General features: G+C 42.2%; 10 protein-coding genes. 6 read left to right on the top strand and 4 right to left on the bottom strand.

Translation table 11 applies throughout. The features are described 5' to 3' along the window. Positions 1-8: 8 nt before the first annotated feature. Both Aso01_RS00760 and mprF read right to left on the bottom strand, forming a co-directional pair. Entirely contained in the window at positions 9-590 is a 582-nt protein-coding gene (locus Aso01_RS00760) for a flavin reductase family protein (protein WP_004938858.1), read from the bottom strand. A 30-nt stretch (positions 591-620) separates the two neighbouring features. Continuing rightward, positions 621-3,191: a bifunctional lysylphosphatidylglycerol flippase/synthetase MprF gene (mprF, locus tag Aso01_RS00755; RefSeq protein WP_004938855.1), complete on the bottom strand. Its 2,571-nt coding sequence runs from the start codon at positions 3,189-3,191 to the stop codon at positions 621-623. 539 nt (positions 3,192-3,730) lie between these two features. Here mprF and Aso01_RS00750 point away from each other — a divergent pair. Genes Aso01_RS00750 through Aso01_RS00735 form a run of 4 tightly spaced genes read left to right on the top strand, consistent with a single transcriptional unit; the run spans position 3,731 to position 6,678 of the window. Beyond that, positions 3,731-4,516 carry a HesA/MoeB/ThiF family protein gene (locus tag Aso01_RS00750; RefSeq protein ID WP_004938853.1) on the top strand — a complete coding sequence of 262 codons (786 nt, stop codon included), beginning with the start codon at positions 3,731-3,733 and terminating at the stop codon, positions 4,514-4,516. 46 nt (positions 4,517-4,562) lie between these two features. Further along, positions 4,563-5,861, top strand: a complete 1,299-nt coding sequence (locus Aso01_RS00745; RefSeq protein ID WP_004938851.1) for an ABC1 kinase family protein — start codon at positions 4,563-4,565, stop codon at positions 5,859-5,861. Positions 5,862-5,879: 18 nt separating this feature from the next. Next, positions 5,880-6,260 carry a dihydroneopterin aldolase gene (folB, locus tag Aso01_RS00740; protein ID WP_004938848.1) on the top strand — a complete coding sequence of 127 codons (381 nt, stop codon included), beginning with the start codon at positions 5,880-5,882 and terminating at the stop codon, positions 6,258-6,260. Further along, on the top strand, positions 6,217-6,678 hold the full coding sequence (locus Aso01_RS00735; protein WP_004938846.1) for a 2-amino-4-hydroxy-6-hydroxymethyldihydropteridine diphosphokinase: 462 nt from the start codon (positions 6,217-6,219) through the stop codon (positions 6,676-6,678). Before folB ends, Aso01_RS00735 begins: the two co-directional genes overlap by 44 nt. A 140-nt stretch (positions 6,679-6,818) precedes the next feature. Here the strand turns inward: Aso01_RS00735 and coq7 are convergent, their stop codons facing one another. Both coq7 and Aso01_RS00725 read right to left on the bottom strand, forming a co-directional pair. Beyond that, a complete protein-coding gene (coq7, locus tag Aso01_RS00730; RefSeq protein WP_004938843.1) occupies positions 6,819-7,454 on the bottom strand; it encodes a 2-polyprenyl-3-methyl-6-methoxy-1,4-benzoquinone monooxygenase in 636 nt (211 codons plus the stop codon). A 4-nt stretch (positions 7,455-7,458) separates the two neighbouring features. Further along, a complete protein-coding gene (locus Aso01_RS00725) occupies positions 7,459-8,781 on the bottom strand; it encodes an MFS transporter (protein WP_004938840.1) in 1,323 nt (440 codons plus the stop codon). Between the two features lie 169 nt (positions 8,782-8,950). Here Aso01_RS00725 and Aso01_RS00720 point away from each other — a divergent pair, with 169 nt between their 5' ends. Both Aso01_RS00720 and Aso01_RS00715 read left to right on the top strand, forming a co-directional pair. Continuing rightward, positions 8,951-11,629, top strand: a complete 2,679-nt coding sequence (locus Aso01_RS00720; protein ID WP_004938837.1) for an autotransporter assembly complex protein TamA — start codon at positions 8,951-8,953, stop codon at positions 11,627-11,629. Positions 11,630-11,653: 24 nt separating this feature from the next. Then, the gene (locus tag Aso01_RS00715) at positions 11,654-16,150 is read left to right on the top strand and encodes a translocation/assembly module TamB domain-containing protein (protein ID WP_004938834.1); all 4,497 of its coding nucleotides are present in this window, start codon (positions 11,654-11,656) and stop codon (positions 16,148-16,150) included. Positions 16,151-16,186 lie beyond the last annotated feature (36 nt).

The following is a 16,186-nucleotide window of genomic DNA, read 5'->3' as shown; positions in this document are numbered from 1 at the left end:
TGAAGTATTTATTTATCGGTTTTTACTTCATCGCCAATGGTGTAAAACGTTCCACCAGCGATGTAATGTAAACTTTTCAGTTGTGGATCGGCATCATCAAAATACCAATGTCCATCGCGAAATACACGATCATCTGCCCATGCACCTACCACTGAGCCAATGAATAGATCATGTTCTTGCTGGTTGTGGGGTTCTGGAATAAGTTTACACACTAACCAGGCGATACAACCTTCAACAAGTGGTACATCTAGCCCATCCTGATAAAAAAGTTTGGTTCCACATTGCTCGAGTTTATTGGGTTCATTAAATAAGCTTAATGTTCCCAGTTCTTTGGTCATATCAATTTGAGCAAGACAAGGAACCTGTAAGGCAAAATAACCGCTTTCCTCAACCAGTTGACGCGTTCGTGTACTTTTATCTAAGACCACAGTCACTTTTGCGGGTGAAAATTCAAGTGCACAGGCCCATGAGGCAGCCATGACATTTTCTGTATCTCCCGACTTTGCAGACACCAATACGGTTGGACCATGATTTAGCAAGCGATATGATTTAGGTAATTCAACCGATTGAATGTGTGTATTATGATGCATAAAAATTTTTACCTTTTAATGGAGATGTGGCTATTTTTTGATAATTCCTTTCCATCCGCCTGCAATTAAACGCGTGATGGTTAACAGGGTAAAGGGAGCAGACAAGCCAGCGGGTGTTGCTAAATAACGTGATTGCCACACCGGATTGAATTTAGCTTTATATTCATAAAGACCTTCAAAATTGTAAAATTCTTCACCAAGATCAAAAATCGTGGTGCCAATTTTGTGCCAAAGTGGCGCAAGAGGATGCCGCTCTAAACCAGACAATGGAGCTACACCTAAGTTGAACCAGACATATTGCTGCGTTTTTCCCCATAGCATTAGCTCCGCAAATATAAAATCCATCACACCATTTGGAGCCAATGGGTCATAACGCATTAAATCTATAGAAAGCTCTTCATGTGAAAAAGTTTCCCACAGATTGGCAAAAGCCATAATTTGACCTTCAGGTGATCGTGCAACCGCAACCCGCGTTCGACAGATATAGGCTTCACTAAAAAAACCTAACGAAAATCGTTTTTCACGAACTTGTTTTTGTGTCAGCCAAGCATCAGAAATTTCTTTCAGTCGATTAATATTGGCCACCACAGCATCTCGTTCAAGTACTTCAAAGTAATAGTTTTGTTTAATTAATTTATTTCGACCTCGGCGCAGGTTATCTCGTTTTTTTCCTTCCAGTCCAAATTGTGATAATTCAACGCGAGCTTCTTGGCCTAATTTGAGTAAACTTAGTCCAAGATCAAGATAAATCGGTAAATATTCTTCACTAATTTGATAAAAAACAATTTTGGCACCAAACCGATCGGCCTGTTCTTTGAATTTCCAAAGGAGTTCGCCAAATGCCGACGAAGTGCCTACCGGATCTCCCATTGCAATCCAGTATTTTTTGGTCGTTGCGTAGGCAATAAATGCGGATCGATCCTCTGACCAGAAGATTTTTTTATCTCCCAGTAATGCTAAAAAGCCTTGGGTATCATGAGTCTGATGGAGAATATTTTCTATATCGTTAAGTTCGGATTCATCAAGTTGTTCAATATGTTCAGGTCGAGAAATTCCAAATAATTGCCAGATAAATATTGCAACTAGAAGTACTGCAATTACGATAGATGAACGTAAAAATCGTGAAACATCGTTTTTATAGGAAAACTGCCACCATAGATCATCAGAGTAGATAACATGATGATAGGCAAAAAAGCCTAGCCATGTACTACCGGCGACTACAAGAACGATACTGATGAGCCAAAAAGGCTCTGGTGATAGCTCAAACAGTGATGATTTTCGATAAAAATAACGATGAGAAATTAAAATACAAACAAAAATAATGAGTAATGCAACAACTTTAACCCAGCCACTTGCTGTCAAAACTGAGCTTAAAATTGCCAATGCCAAAAGAATTAAAGCGCCGTACCATGCTGCATCCAGTTTGAGATAAATACCCCGTGCTAGAAATAGCAATAATACCCCAACGAGTGAGCCCATTAAGTGCGACAGTTCCAGTACTGGCAGTGGGATGAAATTACTCAGCCAGTGCAGATTATTGGGTAAAGTGGGTAAAGCCCCTGAAACCAATAGATAAGCACCGCTTAAAAATAAAAATAAGGCAAAAATTTGCGGCACTATAGAAGGAATTATTCGTGTTGCGAGTTTTTCTGCCTGAATAAGTTTACTTCGATGCTGATAAAAATCTTTTAAAACCAGTAGGGTTCCAGCAATGAACAAAGGTAAAAAGTAATAAATCACCCGATACAAAACCAATGCAATTGCAATCGCGGGTTGGCTTGTTGCCAATACATTGCTGGAAAGCCACAAAAAAGAACCTTCAAAAACGCCAATACCACCGGGTACTTGAGAAACTAAACCTAGAAGCTGAGCCAAGATAAAAATAACGATAAAGCTTTCAAAGTTGATGCCTGGAATATCTTTTAGCAATATCCAGAGCACAGTAGAGGCCAAGATAAGATCTGAACAGGCCAGTAAAGTTTGTAAAAAAGCAGTTTTGGGGGAAGGAAGATCGATACTGAGGTTTTTAATTCTTATTGGCTTTTTGACAAGAACAACGATGCTCCAATACATGATCAAAAATCCTGCACTTAACAAGATTAAAATATAAAAGAGATGTAGCTGATTTAGATGATCGAGTACATTTGCTGGTGCAAGCACAATTGAAATTAGTCCAAGTGTCATCAGACCAATAAAAAAAGTCAGACTTAAAAAAGCCGAGATTTTTGCAATATCCCAGCCCTGAACGCCCATTTTTTGATAAAAACGATAGCGGATTGAACCTCCAGAGGCCCATGCATGCCCAGTGTTGTTACTGATAGCAAAGCTGACAAACGAAGTGAATAGAATATATCTATATTTGATGTTGCGATATCCTAATGACCTTAAAGCCAAAACATCATAAATTGTAAGGAGTAGATAGCTGGCTAATGTCAAACCACATGCCATTAGCGCGATTGACCAAGGAATATTGTTCCAGTGTTTAAGTAAGCCTGAAAACTCATGGGTCTCTAGTTCTTTATGTATGATAAATAATGCTATGCAAAATAAAATGACTGGCGCATATTGAATTATCTTTTTGAGGAAGGGCTGTTTGAGCATAAGAAAAAAGTGCCAAAATCTAAACTATTGTTGTTGATTTCAGTATATGCATTTTTAATCAAATACCTACCTGAATATTGATGATTTTGAGTCGTCAAACTTTTTAAGCTACCTGTGCGGTAGTGAAGCATGTGCATTGCATTGATATCAGAATAGTCTTTTTCTAAGCTACCTGTGCGGTAGTGAAGATATCTTCCCAGGATTCCAATGCGGGCAAAGATTTCTAAGCTACCTATGCGGTAGTGAAGCCTCAGATGAGCGTAGGCCCATGAGCAGCTCATTTCTAAGCTACCTGTGCGGTAGTGAAGAGTAATAAAATATAAAAATATATATTAAAAACAATATACTAAAGCAAATAAAATAAAAAGACCTATTTTATTTTAGCTCTAACTAAGTCTTTGATTTTATTTAATTGTTAAAGAGTAAGTAAAATATTGGGGTAAAAGTTCACTTTTGTCAAAATAAAACATCTCACAACACAAGCTTGTCTTTATAATCATGGCGATGAATTTGGTATTGATAAATTGGGATAATCACGAGTGAACGATCAGGACAATCTGGATTTAGAGCTAAATGATGCCGAAATGCATTTGTATAGCAGACAAATTTTACTCGATGGATGGGATTTAGATGCTCAAGAAAAACTAAAGTTTGCCAATGTTTTGATTGTAGGCGCGGGTGGAATCGGTTGTACAACAGCAGAGCTGCTGGCTCGAGCAGGCGTAGGCAAAATCACGCTGATTGATGCCGACACCATTGAAACCAGTAATTTGCAACGTCAAATCGCATTTACACCTGCCGATATCGGGCAGTTTAAATCCGATACTTTGGCAAAACGTCTGATGCAAATCAATCCGCATATCCGTGTAGAGTTTTATGTGGGTAAGCTTGACCAAAGCAATGCCGATGAGTTCGTTCGACAGCAAGATTTGGTATTAGACGGTTGTGATAATTTTACAACGCGTTATGTGGTGAATGCAGCATGTAAAAAAAATGTAATACCATTAATTAGTGCATCTGCGATTGGATTTCAAGGTCAACTCTTTATGGTCGATGCGGATTCGGCCTGTTACGAATGCTTGTTTCCAAAAGAGCAAATGACAGATGAAGGCTTACGCTGCGCAGATTCAGGAGTGCTCGCCACCACACCCGTAGTCATGGCCTCACTTCAGGCGCATCATGCGCTGCTATATCTGGGGTTAGACAAAAGCCCACTCAAAGAAAAGTTATTGCTTTGGGATGGACTCAGCATGAAACAGCGTATTTTACATTTTGAAAAAGATACAAATTGTTCCACTTGTCAGGCAAGTTTGTCTGTAAACTAAACTCAGTTTGATACACTGTCCAATGAGTTAAATAACATTGAATCATATGAAAAAAAATATTCTGTTTGATGGACTGCGCTCGGTTGCACGAATTGGCGAAACCGCTTTTTTTGCAGCCAAAGCTGGCTATAAATATGCAGTTGAAAAGCCGAGTAATGCAAAATTGATGCGTGAAACCTTTGAATCACTAGGGTCGACGTATATTAAATTGGGTCAGTTTATTGCCAGTACGCCATCGTTATTTCCTCGTGAGTATGTCGAAGAGTTTCAAGGATGCCTAGATCAAACGCCAACGCTCCCTTTTAGTTATATTCAAGGTGTACTCGACAGCGAGTTCGAGGGGCGCGATTTAGGGCAAATTTTTGCATCGATTGATGAAAAACCGCTTGCTTCGGCATCTATTGCGCAGGTTCACGCTGCCAAGCTGATCACTGGTGAAGATGTGGTCATAAAGGTACAAAAGCCGGGTGTTGAAACCATCTTGTATACCGATCTCAATGTGGTGCATTGGGCAACACGTATGTTTGAACGTGCAATTCCTAAGGTGAAGTTTGCATCGCTATCTGACATTGTTGAAGAAATCAAAATTCGGATGATTCGCGAAGTCGATTTTATCGAAGAAGCGCAAAACTTAGATGACTTTACTGCTTATCTCGAACTCACCAACAATCAAGCCGCAACTGCCCCAAAAGTTTATCATCAATTCTCGACGCGTCGCGTGTTGACCATGGAGCGTTTATACGGCGTTTCACTTACGGATTTTGATGTTGTAAAACAATACTCCAAAGATCCTTCGCAAGTGCTGATTACTGCCATGAACACATGGTTTGGTAGTTTGATGCTGTGCAAAAGCTTTCATGCCGATTTACATGCAGGGAATTTGATGCTGCTTGAAGACGGACGTATCGGGTTTATCGATTTTGGTATTGTAGGTCAACTCAACCCACAAGTCTGGACAGCATGTCTGGCTTTTATGGATGCCTTACAAAAAACCGACTATACGGCCATGGCTGAAAATATGCTCAAAATGGGCATGACCGATACTCAAGTCGATACGACGGTGCTCGCGCAAGATCTTGAACGACTATTTAGTGGTGTATTACTTGCCGATCCACAAGATATTCTCGCGTCGAAACCCTCTGATTTAAATGACATCATGCTGGATGTGGTGGCTGTGGGTGAGCGTCACGGCATTAAATTTCCGCGTGACTTTGCGCTTCTATTTAAACAAATGCTGTATTTTGATCGGTTTATGCGCATCCTTGCACCTTATACCGATATTTATGCAGACCAGCGTTTGAAAATGGTTCAAACTATGGAGCCACAATCGTTGTTAAAGCATTAAGTGTCGAGTTCGTTCGTTATGGATGCCATTGTTATTGAAGGCCTAAAGGTCAATACCGTCGTAGGCTGTTTTAATTGGGAGCGTCAAATCAAGCAACCTTTGTTACTCGATTTAACCATTCATAACGATCTGCAACGGGCAGCACAATCTGATGAGCTAGATGATACGCTTAACTATGCATTGATTTGTGAATTAGCTGCACATGCAATCGAGCATGCTCAGCCTAAATTGATTGAGCATGCCGCCCATCTGGTCTTAAAAAAATTGTTTGAGACTTTTCCCACGATTGAATCTATCATTATTACCATTCGTAAACCTGCGATTATTGCAGAAGCTCAGTCGGTAGGAATTCGCCTTGAACGCCAACGAAAACATTTTTGCGCTCGCACTGGCGAGTAATCATCTGCCAGAGCAGCATTTCGCGCAGGCTTATCGGGTGATTCAGTCGTGGGGTGAGGTGCAGTTTTCAGATGTTTATCTCATTCCATGCCGAGATGATGTCGGTCAAGATTATTGGAATTCGGCCTGTTTGCTCATCTCAAACAAGACATCTGCCGAGATTGAAGTCGAGCTTAAGCATTTAGAGGCACAAGCGGGGCGTATCCGACCTTCACACCAGATCAGTTTAGATATCGACTTAATCGCATGGGGTAAGCAGCTCGATCAAATGCAGTTTAATCCTAAAAAAATGCCGTTGGCACTTGATGTGAAAATTCCACTTTCTACGCTGTGGCAAAATCCTGCCCTTGCGGTTGAAGTGTGTAATTTTCCAGTGGTTGATTTTAAAACTGATCATTTTTATGCATCGACGCATTGATCGATTTTTTTTAGTTGTTATTTATCTTCAAACATCTATTTAAATATAAGAAATCAAGCTTGATTAACATCGATTCCCTTTAGTATCGCACGAATGATTACGAACTAAAGGGGCATTTAATCGATTGCTTGATATGCAAATTAAATATAATAACTGGTTGTCGTCATGAGTTTGGAAATCGCAGTCATGGTAATTTTGACTGCAAATGGCAATTCAACACCGCCAGCCTCAAGTGCCGATTCGCGATGATGTAGTTCATCCTGATTCATTTGCTCTAAGATACGTTTAGAACGATCATCGTGAGCAGGTAGCTGGTCTAGATGGCTTTGCAAATGCAGACTTACCTGACGTTCTGTTTCGGCAACAAAGCCCAAGCTATATTTGTCGCCTGCAATTCCTGCAATAGCACCCATACCAAATGAAAGACCATACCAAACTGGGTTTAATAAACTTGGCAGACTGTCTAGTTCTTTAAGCCGGTCTTCACACCAAGCCAAATGATCCTGTTCTTCTAGCGCAGCTTGTTTCATTTCATCACGGACATTTGGCAATTTTGCGGTCAGTGCCTGCCCATGATACAGCGCTTGCGCGCAGACCTCACCAGTATGGTTAACTCGCATCAAACCTGCGACATGGCGTGCATCGCTGACACTTAAATGGGTCGATGCGTTGTCTGCCGGATTGCTGCGCTGGGCGGCTGTTGCGCCTGGTACTAAGCTGCGCAACGCCTGATCAAAAGATTGAATGAGTCGATCAACACCATTGTACTGACGCATAGGATTAGTCCTCTAAAGTATCTTGAGCATTATGCAGCATGGGTGGAAGTTTACGTAAGAGCCAGAATGTGAATACTGCACTGAATATGGCTGTAATTATAAATAATATTTTAATGTCTATTTTTAAAATACTTAAGATGACAATGGAAAAAATGGCAGAACTCACCATAAATGCGGCATTTAAAATATTATTGGCTGCGACTACGCGCGCGCGGTGAGAGCGAGGAGAATAGGCTTGCATCATGGCATAGAGCGGTACAATATAAAATCCACCGCTAATTCCCAGTAAAGTGACAGCCAGCATGACATGATAATACACTTGTCCGGAGGTGAATATCTCTTTAAGGCTGAGCAAGGCGCCGGTTCGTTCTGGAACAAACGACAAACTTGCGGCCAGATAAAAGGCAAATACAGTCAGGCCAACCGCACCAATCGGAACCATCTTGATGTTAAGCTCAGACCCACCAATTTTACGGCACAGCAATGATCCTACCCCAATGCCTACCGAAAAAAAGGTGAGCAAAAGACTCACAACATTTTCAGAAGCATGCAGGTTTTGTTGGGTCATTTGGGGAATCTGGGTAAGATAGGTCGCACCATAAAACCAGTACCATGAGTTTCCAAGTAAAATGGTGAAAATCAGCGGTAGACTTTTGGCATAACGAATGGTTTGCAAACTGGTTCTAAAAAAATTCCAGTCGATTTTAATATCAGGCGCAGATACTTTTTGTTTAAGTACGAAGCGACTGCAAATGTACCCAATCAGGGCAATGCCGACCACCATTAGGCTGATCCATAGTAAATTGCCATCTGACGACGCAATCACTGCACCGCCCAAAATCATACCGAGTAAAATTGCAATTGAAGTGCCCGACTGAAACAGCGCATTTCCAGACATGAGTTCATTGGGTTTTAAAATCTCTGGTAATATTGCGTATTTGATCGGCCCAAAAAAAGTGGAGTGAATGCCCATCATAAAAAGCGCAATCATCAGTAAATACAAATGACCCGTTAAGAAGCCTGCCATACCGATTAGCATGATCACAATTTCAAGAATCTTAATGGCTCTAACCAACTGAGCGCGCTCATATTTATCTGCAATTTGCCCAGCCGTTGCAGAAAAAATAAAGTAAGGCAAAATAAACAATAACGCAGCAAGATTGTTTAAGGTACTCACACTGGCATTTTGTTGGCTGATCCAGCCATAGGTAATAACCAGCAACAAGGATTGTTTGTACACATTGTCATTCAATGCGCCAAAAAACTGGGTGAGAAACATCGGCAAAAAACGACGAGTGCTCAGGAGATGTTCATTGTTTTTCATCATGTGTATATTTCATTGCGTTTTATTAAGAAGTGTCATTGCCTTGTTAAGTTTGCTTCAAAATCATGTATGATACTTCGGTAGTTGATCGAGTGAAAAATCAATTGATTTATCAGTATTATCGGTACATTTGTGCAGTCCATTAATAAAATAAGTTTAGAGTTCATTGTACATGCTTGCGACCAAAAAATTTAAACAGTCCGCGCTTGCCCAGTCTGTACGTTTTATATTAAATGTACATGACCTGAATAAACTCATCTACACGAGCATGTTATTGGGTTTGACGGTGTCGACCAGTTACGCTCAAGAAATAAACCCATCTGTTGCTGTATCGAGTTCATCGCAGACTCAGCCTACAATCGACTCTAATGATCTTAATAACGTTGCCACGAATGTATTAACAACAGCACCTAACCAGCAGGATAGTTTGGCAATCTTGCAACAACAAGCGCAATCTTCAAAAACAATTGCAGAATTCAAACCAATAGAGTTTGAAGATCTTGAAAATTTACCATCGACTACCGTAGATTCGGCAATGGCCAACGAAATTTACCGTGTTGCAGAGCAAGCCAAAGCAGAAGCTCAGGCCACTGCATCAAGAGCACCGACTACAGCGACATCTGCCACGACCAATCCATCGCAAGATCTGGCACAGATTAATCAGGCTCCCGTTAATGTTGATAATCTGATGCAGCAAATCCGCTCGGATAGCCAGATTAATGTTCAGGCCAATACCACTGGTCAAACGCTTGAACGAACCAGTCTGCAACAAGCCAGCCAACCCGAAGAAAAAAAGGGATTTTTTAAACGAATTATCGATAAGATTAAGCCAAAGCGAGACCTTGGCGGACAATCCATTCCTCGTATTACGGCAGAGGTAAAAGGTGCTCCAACTGAGCTGGCTGCAAATATTAAGGCGAAGTTATCGAGTTATTCTCAAGAAGCTTTTCAAGATTTTAATAGCTCATTACCGCAACTTCGTAACTTATCGAATCAGGCTGCGCAGGCGGTGGGATATTACAACGCCGAGTTTAAATTTGAAAAGTTGAGCGACTCCAAAGTTCGTGTCAATGTTATACCGCATGAGCCAGTTAAAATTGAAGAGCAAAATATCGACTTCACTGGCCCAGGTGCATCGCTGCCTCAATTCCAAGTGATTCGACTTGTTCCTGAACAAGACGTGGGCGATATTTTAAATCACGGTAAATACGAAGAAACAAAATCACGTATTGCGACAGTGGCCTCAGATAACGGATTTTTTGATAGTTATTGGCGCTTGCATGATGTGCGTGTTAATCAACCTCAAAATACAGCCGACATCAATTTAAAGTATGAAACAGGCGAGCGTTATCAGTTGGGTAATGTTGAATTTCGAATGAGTGATCCTTCGAAGAAAATTCCCCTCGATATGGATGTATTGCTCAGCATGACACCTTGGAAAGAGGGAGACGACTACACTTTCTGGCGTGTCAATGCACTGGCCAACAACTTGACCAACTCCCGTTACTTTAACTACACCTTGGTCGATACAATTAAACCAGACCCGATTCAAAAGCCATTAGAGCTGCCGCCAGATTTACAGGCCTTGGTGGATCAAGATAATCAATCACAAACGTTACAACAAAGCCCTCAACAGGGTAAAAAAGTTGTGTCTGCAAATGAAGTGACGCAAAATGTTGTAGATGAAGCAGAGTTTGCTGGCACACAAGCGTCTGACAATCAAGATCGAGCATTACGATTACAGCGTAGCGAGCAAAAAGAACAAGAGTCTGAGCGTAATCAGCTTGAAAATAAAGCGCGTGAAGAAAAGAAAATTCCTGTGATTGTGACACTCAATGCAGATCGTTTAAACAGTATCGAAACTGGTTTTGGTTATGGAACCGATACGGGATTTCGAGTGCGTGGTCAGTATCGCCGTGCGATCGTAAATAGCCGTGGCCACTCATTCGATGCCAACATGGAAGTCTCGCAAATTCGTCAAGCGGTCGATGTGCGTTATAACATTCCCTATAAACATCCGCTCAATGATTACATCAGTATTGTGGGTGGGTTTGAGCGTGAACTTGACAATGATATTGGACCAAACGTCACCCTTGAAACTCAGACTGCTGTGATTGGTGCAGAGCGAATTATCAAAAATCCACTGGGCGGTTGGCAACAAACCTATGGCGTTCGCTATCGCGTAGATTCACTTAACCAGCGTGGTACGGTTGATGAATCTAGTCTGCCAGATGCATTTAAGGTACCTGGTTCCGATCCAAATCAACAAGCTTTGCTATTTGGCTATTCAGTTTCTAAAACCAGTAGCAATAACAATATCAATCCGACCAAGGGTTTTAAGCAAACCTATAAGCTTCAGGTGGCAAGTGATGCCCTGATTTCAGATGCCAATATTATTATGCCAGCTGCCGCTTGGCGTGCTATTTATTCAGTAGGTGAAAATGACGATCACCAATTTGTCGGACGAGCAGATTTAGGCTATATCTTCACCAATGACTTCGAGAAAGTACCATACAATTTGCGCTACTTTGCCGGTGGAGATGAAAGCATACGCGGCTTCGATTATAAGAGCCTTGCACCACTCGAATTTGGCTATAAGGTGGGTGGGCAAGCCTTGGCTGTTGGATCACTTGAATATAATTATCAGTTCAAAGAGGGTTGGCGAGCTGCGGTATTCTCTGACTTTGGTAATGCTTACGATAAAGATTTTAATACACCAACAGAATATGGTGTAGGGGTGGGGATTCGCTGGAAATCACCTGTTGGACCAATTCGTATCGATGTGGCATCGGGGATTTCCGATCCAAACCATCCGATTCGTTTACATTTCTTTATTGGCCCACAACTTTAAAACAAAATTTGTACTAGGATCATTATGGGTGAATTCGAACAGCAACCAGCTCAAAAACCAGAAAAAAAACGCCGTATTTTAAGAAGTGTTTTATTTACGTTCGGCATTATTCTGCTGTTTTTAGTGTCTGCCTTGACCATCATGGTATCGACGGACCGTGGGAGTAAATTTTTGCTTGATCGGGTGATGGAACGCCAGCAAATTATTCGCTACGAATACGAAGGTGGAAATCTGCTCAACGGTATTATTCTGCGTAATATCTTAGTCAAACTCAAAGAACTCGATATAAAAATAGATCATGCCGATATTGGGCTGGGTTGGCGTGCACTGATCAATAAAGAGGTGCATTTAAGCCATGCTGATGTGAAAAATTTGCAGATTATCAGCTATGCCAAGCCTACCGGAGAACCATTTAAATTTAGCGAAATCAAACTGCCGTTTATTTTGCGTGTGAATGAAGCCAATGTGGATCACTTGCGCATTCAAACCAGCGGAACTCATGTTGATTTTAATGATATCTATCTCAAAGATGCATTATGGTCGGGCACAGAGTTAAAGTTTGAAGATTCAGAATTCGATATGGGCTATCTGGCGGTAAAAAATGCCACAGGCCAAATGACCTTTAGCGGGAAATATCCGCTGTCGCTTACAGGTGATCTAAGTTTACCGTCCTTAAATAGCCTGAATATTAAAACCATTAAAGTGGCGGCCAAAGGGACTTTAGACACGATTCAGGCAGGTGTTGCAACCAATACACCAGATTTACTTACAGGATGGGTCGTGGTGCATCCTGTGCGTGATCATGTGCCAATGTTTGGTGAGCTTCAGTTTAAGAACTATCATCTTCCATTGTTGGCCGAGCAAAAGCTTTTTGCCAAAAACGGCGTTGCAAAATTTAAAGGGGATGTCCAGTCATTGGCCCTTACGCTTGATACAGACTTGAAGGGCGAAAACATCCCTGAAGGGCAATATACTGCCAATATGCAAACGGATTTGGTCAATGGATTAACCATTCAGGATTTCAATGGTCAGCTCATGAAAGGGTCTGTCAATTTAGCCGGTTATGTGGGATGGCATGATCGTGTGACATGGGATGTGAATGGTCGTCTGAATCGATTAAATCCTAAAGATGAAGTGATTCCGCAAGCGATTCAAGATTTTCTACCGCCTTCACTCGATGCCAATATCAGCTCGAAAGGAACGCTTGAAAATGGAATGGCACTCACTGCCAATCTTGATTTTGACAAATATGAAGCGTGGTCGGTTAAGCTGAATCAGGCAGAAGCCAAGGCAAAACCACAGCCGTTATTGCTGGATATCTCATGGAGTAAAATTGATCGTGCCATGCCATACATTGGTTGGCTCAGTAGTGATTCCGGGCAAGTTAATCTGGCGTTGGTTGACAATAAACAAGACATTCATGTTGCGACAGTCATTAAAGCACATGAACAGGCAACGTTGCCTCCCGGTCAATACGATGCACGACTAGATTTAAAAGACAATATTTTAAATATACCGGCATTTACTTACAAAGCCACGCAAACTGGTAGTTTAAGTGGACAAGCGAAAGTTGAGTTGCCAACTGAAAAGCGTCAGCTTAAATGGAATGCATTTCTAACGGCAAAAGACTTCAATCCGCAATCGATCTCGACTGCTGCGCCTGTCGATCGTTTGAATGGACAAGTCAAAGCCAATGGCTATGCCAAACCCAACCAGCAGATTATTCAGCTTGATGCGATTGATTTAAAAGGACACTTGGCAAATTCTGGGCCAAATGATGTGATTGAACTGACGGGTGCCAGTACGGCTGCCATGGTTTTTCACGATGAAAAATCGGGTGGTGGTTTTAAAGGCTTCGCTGTTCAATATGACGGCGGCTTAAATGCGCTGAATCAAGGCAAAGGGTTACTCAAATTTAATATTTCAGGTACGCCTGAATTGATCAAAATCGCACAGCTTCAGCACGATGGTGTCGCAGGTAAAATTTTTGCCAGCGGGCTGGTGAATCTAAAAAATGCAATTGCTTGGGATATCAATGCTTCTCTGGTGCGATTCAAGCCACATTATTTTGTTTCGAGCGTTCGTGGTGAAGTATCGGGTAATCTAAAGACGCAAGGGCTGTGGTCTGAGCAAAGCAAACGTATCAATCTGGAAAAACTTAATCTCGCGGGCTATATCAATAATAAACTGGTTCGTGGAATGGGGAATCTTGCGTTGGTGATCAATGCAAATCAGAAAGGCTTATTACCGCAGCAGTTTGAAGCCAATAATCTCTTTTTAGCCTATGGGAAGAACCAAGTTCAAGCCTCAGGAAATGCACAAAATTTACGTTTAAAAGTAAATGCACCTGCACTCAATGAGATTTATGCACCGCTGCGTGGTCGTGCTTACGGTTATTTAAATCTACAGGCGCAGCCACGGCTTAAAGCGACGGCGAATCTGGCTGTAGATAATTTTGGTCTGAACACCATCAGCATCAAAAAAATTCTGATTCAAGGTGAATTACCGACATCTGAGAGCGTTCCAACATCACTCAAAGCCACATTAAATGATTTGCAAAGTGGCACGCGTCAAATCCAGTATGCCGGCATTACCTTGTCTGGTACGCGTAAGGCACATCTGGTTCAACTTCAAGGCTGGAATTACTATTCTAAGTTTTATGTACAACTGGCGGGTGGCTTTAATGCCTCAAATGACTGGTTTGGCCAGATTCAGCAAGGTGTATTTGATTCTCGTCGTGCGGTATTAAAGCAGCAGCAAAATGCGGCTGTAATCTTTAATCGCGCTCGCCAAGAGTTATTTGTGGGGCAGCATTGCTGGGCCAGCCAGCAAAGCCAGCTATGCTTTGATCAGCCGCTACGGGTGAGTCAGCAGCGTGGTAATGTATCCTTTGCAACTCGTAACTTAGACTTAAATGACTTTGCCGCATTTATGCCAGAGGGGCTGGCCATTACTGGTAAGCTCAATGGTTACGCCAAGGCCAATTGGGCCAACGGCGGCAAGCCTCAAGTCGATGCACAGCTGGTTACGCGTAATGGTGAAATTGGTTTAGCAGCGTCTGATCCGCAAGATCCAGCATCGACGTTGAGCTATAACCAGTTAAGTGTGATTGCCAAAAGTGTTCCGCAAGGTTTGCTGATGCGTTTAGATGTACAAACAGATGCAATCGGTACAGGCTATGCCAAAGTTGTCATTAATCCGTATCAGACACCAATGCCGATGTCGGGTGAGGTCGCATTTAACAATGTGCAACTCAAAGTACTCAAACCATTTATTAGTGATGTGCGCTCAATGGCAGGCACCTTGTCGTTGGCGGGTAAAGTTAATGGAACACTGACACAGCCACAAATAACTGGAGAAATGCGACTAAAAGACGGTGCAATCAGCATGATTTCGCTACCTGTCAATCTCACTAACATTCAGTTGTATTCATCTATTCGCCAAGATTCTGCAAGTATTAACGGTGCGTTTAACAGTGGTCGTGGTGCGGGCACCCTTACCGGAGATATCGACTGGAAAGATGATCCGCGTATCAAGTTAAATCTTAAAGGTGAAAATTTACTGGTTCGTCAGGCGCCATTAATTACGGCACTGGTGACACCGGACATCTCGATGGAAGCGTATCCTGTAAGTAAGCGCTTAACGGTGCAAGGAAAAGTCGATGTACCACGTGCACTAATTTCGATGCCTGAAGCGACTGAACCTGTGGTTGGTGTTTCTTCGGATGTTCGCGTGGTGCGTGAAGGCCAAGATCAGCTGGCGATTTTGCGTGCGGCAAAACCATGGCAAATTCGTGCGGATATTGGCGTTTCGATTGGCAATCAAGTCATTTTCCAAGGTTTTAATAGCCGTATACCATTGGTTGGTCGTTTAAACCTTACCCAGCGTGGTTTAGATACTGCAATGAATGCCTCAGGGGCAATTGGGGTGAGTCAGAAAGTTAAAATTGAAGCCTATGGGCAGAGTCTAGATTTAAATCGTGCAATTGCCCGTTTTAATGGACCGGTTTCAAACCCAACCCTTGATGTCGATGCCAATAAGAGCGTGCAGGGCAGTACGGTCGGTGTACGTGTCACGGGAACAGCTTCGGTACCGAATATTCAGATTTACAACGATGCAGGGTTGTCTGAACAAGAGGCACTCAATGCCTTGGTGACAGGCCGAATCAATGAAGGAAGTAGTAGTTTAAGCAATACGGCCGGCTTTAAATCGGATGTGAACAATACCATTGCAGCAGCAGGGATCAGTATGGGCTTGGGTGGAACGCGTGCACTGACGAATCAGATTGGTCGGACCTTCGGTTTGAGCGGTTTGGCTCTAGACGCACAAGGCACAGGCGATGATACCCAAGTCAGCCTGACGGGCTACATCACACCAGATTTATTTATTCGATATGGTGTAGGCGTATTTACGCCAGTCAATAAACTGACCTTGCGTTATCAGGTGAATAAGCGCTTATACCTTGAAGCGAGTCAGGCACTGGAACGATCGCTCGATATTTTCTACAACTGGCGCTTCTAAAGCCAGAATAAAAAAGGGCAATCCAATGGATTGCCC

The sequence above is a fragment of the Acinetobacter soli genome (assembly GCF_000760595.1).
GTDB lineage: Bacteria > Pseudomonadota > Gammaproteobacteria > Pseudomonadales > Moraxellaceae > Acinetobacter > Acinetobacter soli.
The sequence above is the reverse complement of the archived record's forward strand: the minus strand, read 5'-3'. Positions and strand labels throughout refer to the sequence as shown.

What these genes read in the sequence shown, in the direction of transcription:
- Aso01_RS00760 (WP_004938858.1), bottom strand. Translation starts at nt 590, where the DNA reads ATGCATCATAATACACACATTCAATCGGTTGAATTACCTAAATCATAT.
- mprF (WP_004938855.1), bottom strand. Translation starts at nt 3,191, where the DNA reads ATGCTCAAACAGCCCTTCCTCAAAAAGATAATTCAATATGCGCCAGTC.
- Aso01_RS00745 (WP_004938851.1), top strand. Translation starts at nt 4,563, where the DNA reads ATGAAAAAAAATATTCTGTTTGATGGACTGCGCTCGGTTGCACGAATT.
- folB (WP_004938848.1), top strand. Translation starts at nt 5,880, where the DNA reads ATGGATGCCATTGTTATTGAAGGCCTAAAGGTCAATACCGTCGTAGGC.
- coq7 (WP_004938843.1), bottom strand. Translation starts at nt 7,454, where the DNA reads ATGCGTCAGTACAATGGTGTTGATCGACTCATTCAATCTTTTGATCAG.
- Aso01_RS00725 (WP_004938840.1), bottom strand. Translation starts at nt 8,781, where the DNA reads ATGATGAAAAACAATGAACATCTCCTGAGCACTCGTCGTTTTTTGCCG.
- Aso01_RS00720 (WP_004938837.1), top strand. Translation starts at nt 8,951, where the DNA reads ATGCTTGCGACCAAAAAATTTAAACAGTCCGCGCTTGCCCAGTCTGTA.
- Aso01_RS00715 (WP_004938834.1), top strand. Translation starts at nt 11,654, where the DNA reads ATGGGTGAATTCGAACAGCAACCAGCTCAAAAACCAGAAAAAAAACGC.